A 6,229-nucleotide genomic window follows, 5' to 3' on the forward strand; every position below is an offset into this window, starting at 1 on the left:
GTAAGAAATTAGAAGATAATGATTTAACAATAATATTTTTACCACCATATTCTCCTGAATTAAATCCAACTGAGAGATTTTTTCAAGAAATGAGAAAAGTTACTGCTAATAGAATATTTGAAAATATCGAAGAGCAAGAAAAACTGATTGATGAAGCTTTAACAAATTATATGAAAAATAAAGAAAGCATAAAACAGCTTTGTGGGTATGAATGGATTATAGAAGGTTGGAATAAATGCTTAAATGTGTAAGATCTATTTCGAGGATTGGTATAACATAATTTTAACTATTTTTAAAGGAGAAAAAATGAAAAAGGCTTTGCTTATTTCTCTTATGGCAGTTTATTCTCTGGCTGATTGTTTAAGTTGTCATAAAGGTATTGAAAATATTAAAGACCCAAATTCTCCTATGATGAAGCAAATTGCTGCTTTATCTAAAAGCATGGGAGATAAGAACAATTGCGTGTTTTGTCATGGTGGAAATCCAAAAGCAACTACTGCAAAAGAGGCTCATGTTCCTCCCAAAAATCATCCTGGTGGTTTAAAAGTGTTCGCGCCTGACCCTGGTAGCAGGTATGTAGTAAAAAATACTTGTGGAATGTGTCATATGGATACGGTTAAGAACTTGGAAAAATCGTTAATGACAACGGAAGCTGGAAAAATTCAAGGAAATTTAATCGCTTTTGGGGTGCAAAAAGAGAGAAAAGCGATGTATGGAAACTTTGATGTAAAAGATGATGATGGATTTACACCTGCTTGGGGTACTTGCACTTATAAAGAATATATGAAATATCTGACTAAAAAATATCCGGACAATTTCGTTAAAAAGTTAAAAGCCCTTCCAGAAGCAGCAAAAGATATTGATGATGTTAAAGGTAAATCAAAAGAAGAGTTAATAAAACTAGCGGCAATTGCATATACAAGAAGTGACTGTTTAAGATGTCATGTTGGCGTAAAAGGAAGACAAGGCAGAGGCGATTATAGAGGAATGGGGTGTAGTGCATGTCATATTCCGTATTCAAATGAAGGCATTTATGAGGGGAATGATCCTACAATCAGCAAAAAAGTTAAAGGTAAGTTGCTGGTCCATACAATGCAAGGAAGCAGAAAGAGTAAAGTGTATATTCCTTCAACAGGAAAAACTTATAGCGGAATTGATGTTGAAACATGTAATTCTTGTCATAATAGAGGAAAGAGAATTGGTGTATCGTATACAGGCCTTATGGAATCCGCATATATGTCGCCATTTCAAGAAGGAGGCAAATCTCAGCCTAAACTTCATGGAAAAAGGTATTTGCATATAGCTGCTGATGTTCATTATAAGGCCGGAATGACTTGTCAAGACTGTCATACTTCTATCGACATGCATGGAGATGGGAATATTCACGGCACGACATTAGCGCAAGTTGAAATTGAGTGTCAAGATTGTCATGGAACTCCTAATAAATATCCTTGGGAATTACCAATAGGAGCTGGAGAGAAAAGTTTTAATAAAGGTTATAAAAAAGCAAGAGGTGTTACTAAAAAATTACCAAATTGGATGAAATATGGGACTGTTTATAATCCTGAAGACGGTTATATATTAACAGCTAGGGGAAATCCTTTTGGAAATGTAATTAAACGAGGAAATGATGTAATTGTCCATTTGGCAAACGGAAAAGATTTAAAAGTTCCAGTACTTAAAAATTTAGCACCTAATTTTAATGCAAAAGCAAGGGTGGCAATGGTGGATGTTGCGTCTCATATGAAAAAAATGGAGTGTTATTCTTGTCATGCTACCTGGGCACCTCAATGTTATGGTTGTCATGTAAAAGTAGATATGAGAGATAAAAAGACTGACTGGCTTGCAAGTGCTCTACCGTTAAAAAATGGATTGACTTGGGAGAGTATAAAAAAATATAAAAAACTTCAAGGAAAAGCTAAAGAGACAAGGAGTTATCTACGCTGGGAAGATCCAATCTTAGGAATTAATGGAGAAGGAATGATTTCACCGATTATTCCTGGGTGTCAAGTAACATATACAATAATTGGACCAGATGGTAAGACAGTTACTCTTAACGTTCAAACAAAAGTAAAAGATAATGGAAATATCGTTGCAGCAACTGATATAGCACCTGCTCAACCGCATACAGTTCAAAAGGAGGCAAGAAGTTGCGAGAGCTGTCATACAAATCCGAAAACTCTTGGATATGGAACTAATGATGGAGCTTTTTTAAATCACCAAAATCAAAATTTAGTTTTTGATATAAAAGATAAAGATGGAAATATTGCAGTAAAAAATGCAACAACTCAAATAGCTGCAATTCCTGGAATGAATTATGATTGGACTAAAGTTGTTGATAGAAATGGCAAACAACTTCAATTGGTCGGCTCTCACTGGCCTGATTCAAGACCTCTTGATAAAGAGATTAGAGATAAAATGGAAAAAACAGGAACTTGTCTTGGATGCCACTCTCAAATGAGAATAAAAACTCTATGGCAAAAAGTTAATAAACATCCTGGTATATTAACTAATAAAGACCATCAAGAAGTTATGAAAAAAGCCTTAAAAGCGTTGGCAAAAGAAAAATAACTCTTTTTCTTCTTTTGCCAATTTGAAAAAATATATGATTATACCAATCCCAATTTTAAAGTTTGTGCACCATTCCTTTTTCCTGTTTTTCCATTAAAAATAGATGTTTTATTTGTTTTGGGGATTGGTATAATTTGTAAAAAAAAATAAATTATAGTATAATATCGCCTCAAAATTTAAAAAACGCCTCCTTGCTCCAAGCAAATGGACACTGGGGCTAAAAAGCCAAAAGGAGATTTAATGAGCTTAAGACATTACGAAACGATGATTATCGTAAAGCCGACTCTTACAGATGAAGAAAAAGCGGCTATTATCGAAAATGTTAAAAAAATCATTACTGATTTTAAAGGTGAAGTGGTAGCGGTAGATAATATAGGTGTTAGAGAATTGGCTTATCCTATTCAAAAGTTTGAAAGAGGACATTATTATATAGTTTATTATAAAGCGCCAGCCGAGGCTGTACTTGAACTTGAAAGACAACTTAGATATAACGAAGATGTACTTAGATTTATGACAGTTAAATACGAAACCAAAAGAGATATTAAACGCTGGGAAGAGATGGCGAAAAATGTTTAACAAAGTTATTCTCATCGGTAATTTAACCCGCGACGTGGAGCTTAGATACACTCCAAACGGGACTGCTATTGCTAAGTTCGGACTTGCGACAAACAGAACATATAAAGACAATTTAACCGGTGAGAATAAGCAAGAGGTAATGTTTATAGATATTACTGTTTTTGGCAGAAGTGCTGAAATTGCCAATCAATATCTGGCAAAGGGAAGAAGAGTTTTAATAGAAGGGAGACTTGTATTCGACCAGTGGGTTGACCAAAGCGGACAAAAACGCTCAAAACATTCTGTGGTAGCTGAAAAAGTTCAGTTTATGGATTCAAAGTCCAGCGTGGGAGAGAGCGGATATAATGCCGGTGGATATACAAACCCTTCTCAGCCGGCTCCTAAGCCTCAGATGCAACAACCGACACAACAAAATAACAATGTGCCTTCAATCGATATCGATGAAGATGAAATACCATTTTAAAGGATAAAATATGGCAGCTGATCCAAAGAAAAAATACGGAAAAAAAAGATGTAAATATTGCGAAATGAAAGTTGATTACATCGGATATAAAGATTTAGATTTAATTAAATACTCACTATCTGAGAGATATAAAATTATGCCAAGAAGATTAACCGGTACTTGTAAAAAACATCAGGATATGGTTCAAAAAGCAATTAAAAGAGCAAGACAAGTGGCTCTTATTCCTTACGTTGTAGATAGAAAAAGAGTTATTGAAAATCCTTTTGATCTTATTAAGCCACTTAAAGGGTAATCCCTTGTGGCTACTATCTATTTAAATAAACAAAATCTTTTCTCAAACCTCGATAAAATTTCCAAAATAAATCCCAATATATTAGCGGTTATAAAAGATAATGCATACGGTCATGGTATATTTAGTATTTCTAAACTTTTAAGAGAGTATGGCATAAGAAAAGTTTGTGTGAGAAATATAGATGAAGCTAATCTGGTTAGGGAATTTGAAGAAATTTTAATTTTTAACCCTCCTACAAACAGAAATGCCATAAATTTTTCTTATGCTATAAACTCCCTTTCTCAGCTAAAAAAAAACAGACACCCCTATATTCATTTAAAAATTGATACGGGATTTAGAAGAAACGGGATTTTAGAAGAGGAGTTGGATGAAACGCTTGAAATTATAAGGCAAAGAAAGTTTGAACTTAGAGGCGTTTTTTCTCATTTTTGCTGTGCGGATGAATTTGGTTGCGATACGTTTATACAATATGATAAATTTTTAAAAATTAAAGAAAAAATAGAAAAATTTTGCAAAAAATATAATATAAAATGTCCGTATTTTCATATAGCCAATTCCGCTGCCTTATCTAAACTGCCTGATACGTTAGATTTTGTGCGTCCGGGAATTGCAATTTACGGAGGAATAGATGGGTATGAGCCTGTTATGAGTTTAGAAGCAGACGTAGTCAGCGTAAGAGAACTCGACGCGAAGGAAGGCTGCGGATATAATAAGACGTTTATGAGTGAAAAGAAAATTAAAATATCTACAATAGACGTAGGTTACGCCGATGGTATTCCTTATTTTACAAACGGGTGTAAATTAAAAGACACAGAAGCTCTTGGAAAAATTTCTATGGATTATATGATTGTTAAAGGAGAGTTTAAAAAAATAGTGGTATTTGATGATATAAAGGAATTTGTAAAAAATTTCGATACGATAACATATGATATTTTAGTAAAAATGTCTCCTAGGATAAAAAGGAAAATAATTGAAAGCGATAACGGTAACTCAGTTAAACAATCAGATAAAATCCATTCTTGAATCTCATTTTGAAATAGTGTTGGTTCAGGGAGAAGTAAGTAAAGTGGTTTATCATTCTTCCGGTCATCTTTATTTTACTTTAAAAGACGAAAAATCTTCTATCAACTGCGCTATGTGGAGAAGCAATCTTTCACGTATGAAATTCAGATTAAAGGAAGGAGATAATGTTTATGTTTACGGGGCCGTTAATTTGTATGTTCCAAGAGGTGAGTATAAAATTATAGCCCAGGAAATAGAACCCGTAGGGGTAGGGGCTTTGCAACTTGCTTTTGAGAGACTTAAAGAAGAATTAAAGGCTCTTGGGTATTTTGATGAAGATAAAAAAAAGCCTCTCCCGAAATTTCCAAAAAGAATAGCAATTATTACTTCTTCAACTGCCGCGGCTTTGCAGGATATGCTCAGAATTGCCAAAAAAAGATGGCTTTTGAGCGAATTTTATCTTTTTAATACGCTGGTACAAGGAGATGGCGCGGCGGAAGATATAGCGAAAAATATAAAAAAAGCTGACGAATACCGGTTTGATGACGGAAAAGGGTTTGATTTAATTATTGTGGGAAGAGGGGGAGGAAGCAAAGAGGATTTATGGGCTTTTAACGAGAGGGTGGTAGCTGACGCTATATTTGAGGCTAAGACACCAATAATTTCTGCCGTAGGTCATGAAATTGATTATTTGATAAGCGATTTTGTGGCGGATAAAAGGGCTGCGACTCCTAGTAATGCTATAGAAATTGCCCTTCCCGATAAAAATGAGATGTTGTTGACAATTGACGATATGATAAATACCTTTAAAATGAAAGTTTCTTATATTTTGCAAAAAAAAGAAAGGACTCTTTTACATCTTAAAGAGATATACGAAGCAAATTCAATTTCTAAAAAGCTGGATGAGAGGTTAAGGGAAATTTATGTGTTAAAAGAAAAATTTCAGTTTTCTTTTAACAGGGTTATTTTAAATAAAGAACATAAAATAGAAAAATTAAAAGCCTCTTTTGAAATTTCTTCCCCTAAAAACAGAATAGAAAGATTCGAAGAAGAAATAAAAACCTTAAATAAAAGATATAATAACAAATTAAAAGAAATTATTGATTATAAGGAAATGGGTATAAAAAATCTATTAGAAGCTTTTAAATCTCTAAATCCCAAAAAAAGAGAAAAATACGGTTTTGCCGAAGTTGTTAAAAACGGTAAAAGAATATCTTTAAATAAGATAAAAAAAGACGATATTTTCTTTATACAGGATACTTCCAATAAAATAAAAGTAAAAGCCCTTGAAAGGAAAGAGTAATGTTTTGTAAAAAATATATAGA

Annotated in this window: 7 protein-coding genes; all 7 read left to right on the forward strand. The window is 33.4% G+C overall.

Annotated features, from left to right (window positions below):
* Nucleotides 1–251 (forward strand): transposase (locus ACXJH6_RS06335; RefSeq protein WP_456470916.1); only part of this gene is annotated, 251 nt, incomplete at its 5' end.
* A gap of 55 nt (nucleotides 252–306) precedes the next feature.
* Nucleotides 307–2,571: a multiheme c-type cytochrome gene (locus tag ACXJH6_RS06340; protein ID WP_456470917.1), complete on the forward strand. Its 2,265-nt coding sequence runs from the start codon at nucleotides 307–309 to the stop codon at nucleotides 2,569–2,571.
* A gap of 240 nt (nucleotides 2,572–2,811) precedes the next feature.
* Nucleotides 2,812–3,147, forward strand: coding sequence for a 30S ribosomal protein S6 (gene rpsF, locus ACXJH6_RS06345; RefSeq protein ID WP_456470918.1), 336 nt, complete (start codon nucleotides 2,812–2,814; stop codon nucleotides 3,145–3,147).
* Complete coding sequence (ssb, locus tag ACXJH6_RS06350; RefSeq protein ID WP_456470919.1) at nucleotides 3,140–3,610, forward strand: single-stranded DNA-binding protein; 471 nt, start codon at nucleotides 3,140–3,142, stop codon at nucleotides 3,608–3,610. Before rpsF ends, ssb begins: the two co-directional genes overlap by 8 nt.
* 10 nt (nucleotides 3,611–3,620) lie before the next feature.
* The gene (gene rpsR / locus ACXJH6_RS06355; protein WP_123351491.1) at nucleotides 3,621–3,902 is read left to right on the forward strand and encodes a 30S ribosomal protein S18; all 282 of its coding nucleotides are present in this window, start codon (nucleotides 3,621–3,623) and stop codon (nucleotides 3,900–3,902) included.
* A gap of 6 nt (nucleotides 3,903–3,908) precedes the next feature.
* On the forward strand, nucleotides 3,909–4,925 hold the full coding sequence (locus ACXJH6_RS06360; RefSeq protein ID WP_456470920.1) for an alanine racemase: 1,017 nt from the start codon (nucleotides 3,909–3,911) through the stop codon (nucleotides 4,923–4,925).
* Nucleotides 4,873–6,207 carry an exodeoxyribonuclease VII large subunit gene (xseA, locus tag ACXJH6_RS06365; RefSeq protein ID WP_456470921.1) on the forward strand — a complete coding sequence of 445 codons (1,335 nt, stop codon included), beginning with the start codon at nucleotides 4,873–4,875 and terminating at the stop codon, nucleotides 6,205–6,207. The genes ACXJH6_RS06360 and xseA overlap by 53 nt, the downstream gene beginning before the upstream one ends.
* Nucleotides 6,208–6,229 lie beyond the last annotated feature (22 nt).

It is taken from the genome of Caminibacter sp., from assembly GCF_053999135.1.

Excerpts from the sequence above, each read along its gene's own strand:
- ACXJH6_RS06340 (WP_456470917.1), top strand. The coding sequence starts at position 307 with ATGAAAAAGGCTTTGCTTATTTCTCTTATGGCAGTTTATTCTCTGGCT.
- rpsF (WP_456470918.1), top strand. The coding sequence starts at position 2,812 with ATGAGCTTAAGACATTACGAAACGATGATTATCGTAAAGCCGACTCTT.
- ssb (WP_456470919.1), top strand. The coding sequence starts at position 3,140 with ATGTTTAACAAAGTTATTCTCATCGGTAATTTAACCCGCGACGTGGAG.
- rpsR (WP_123351491.1), top strand. The coding sequence starts at position 3,621 with ATGGCAGCTGATCCAAAGAAAAAATACGGAAAAAAAAGATGTAAATAT.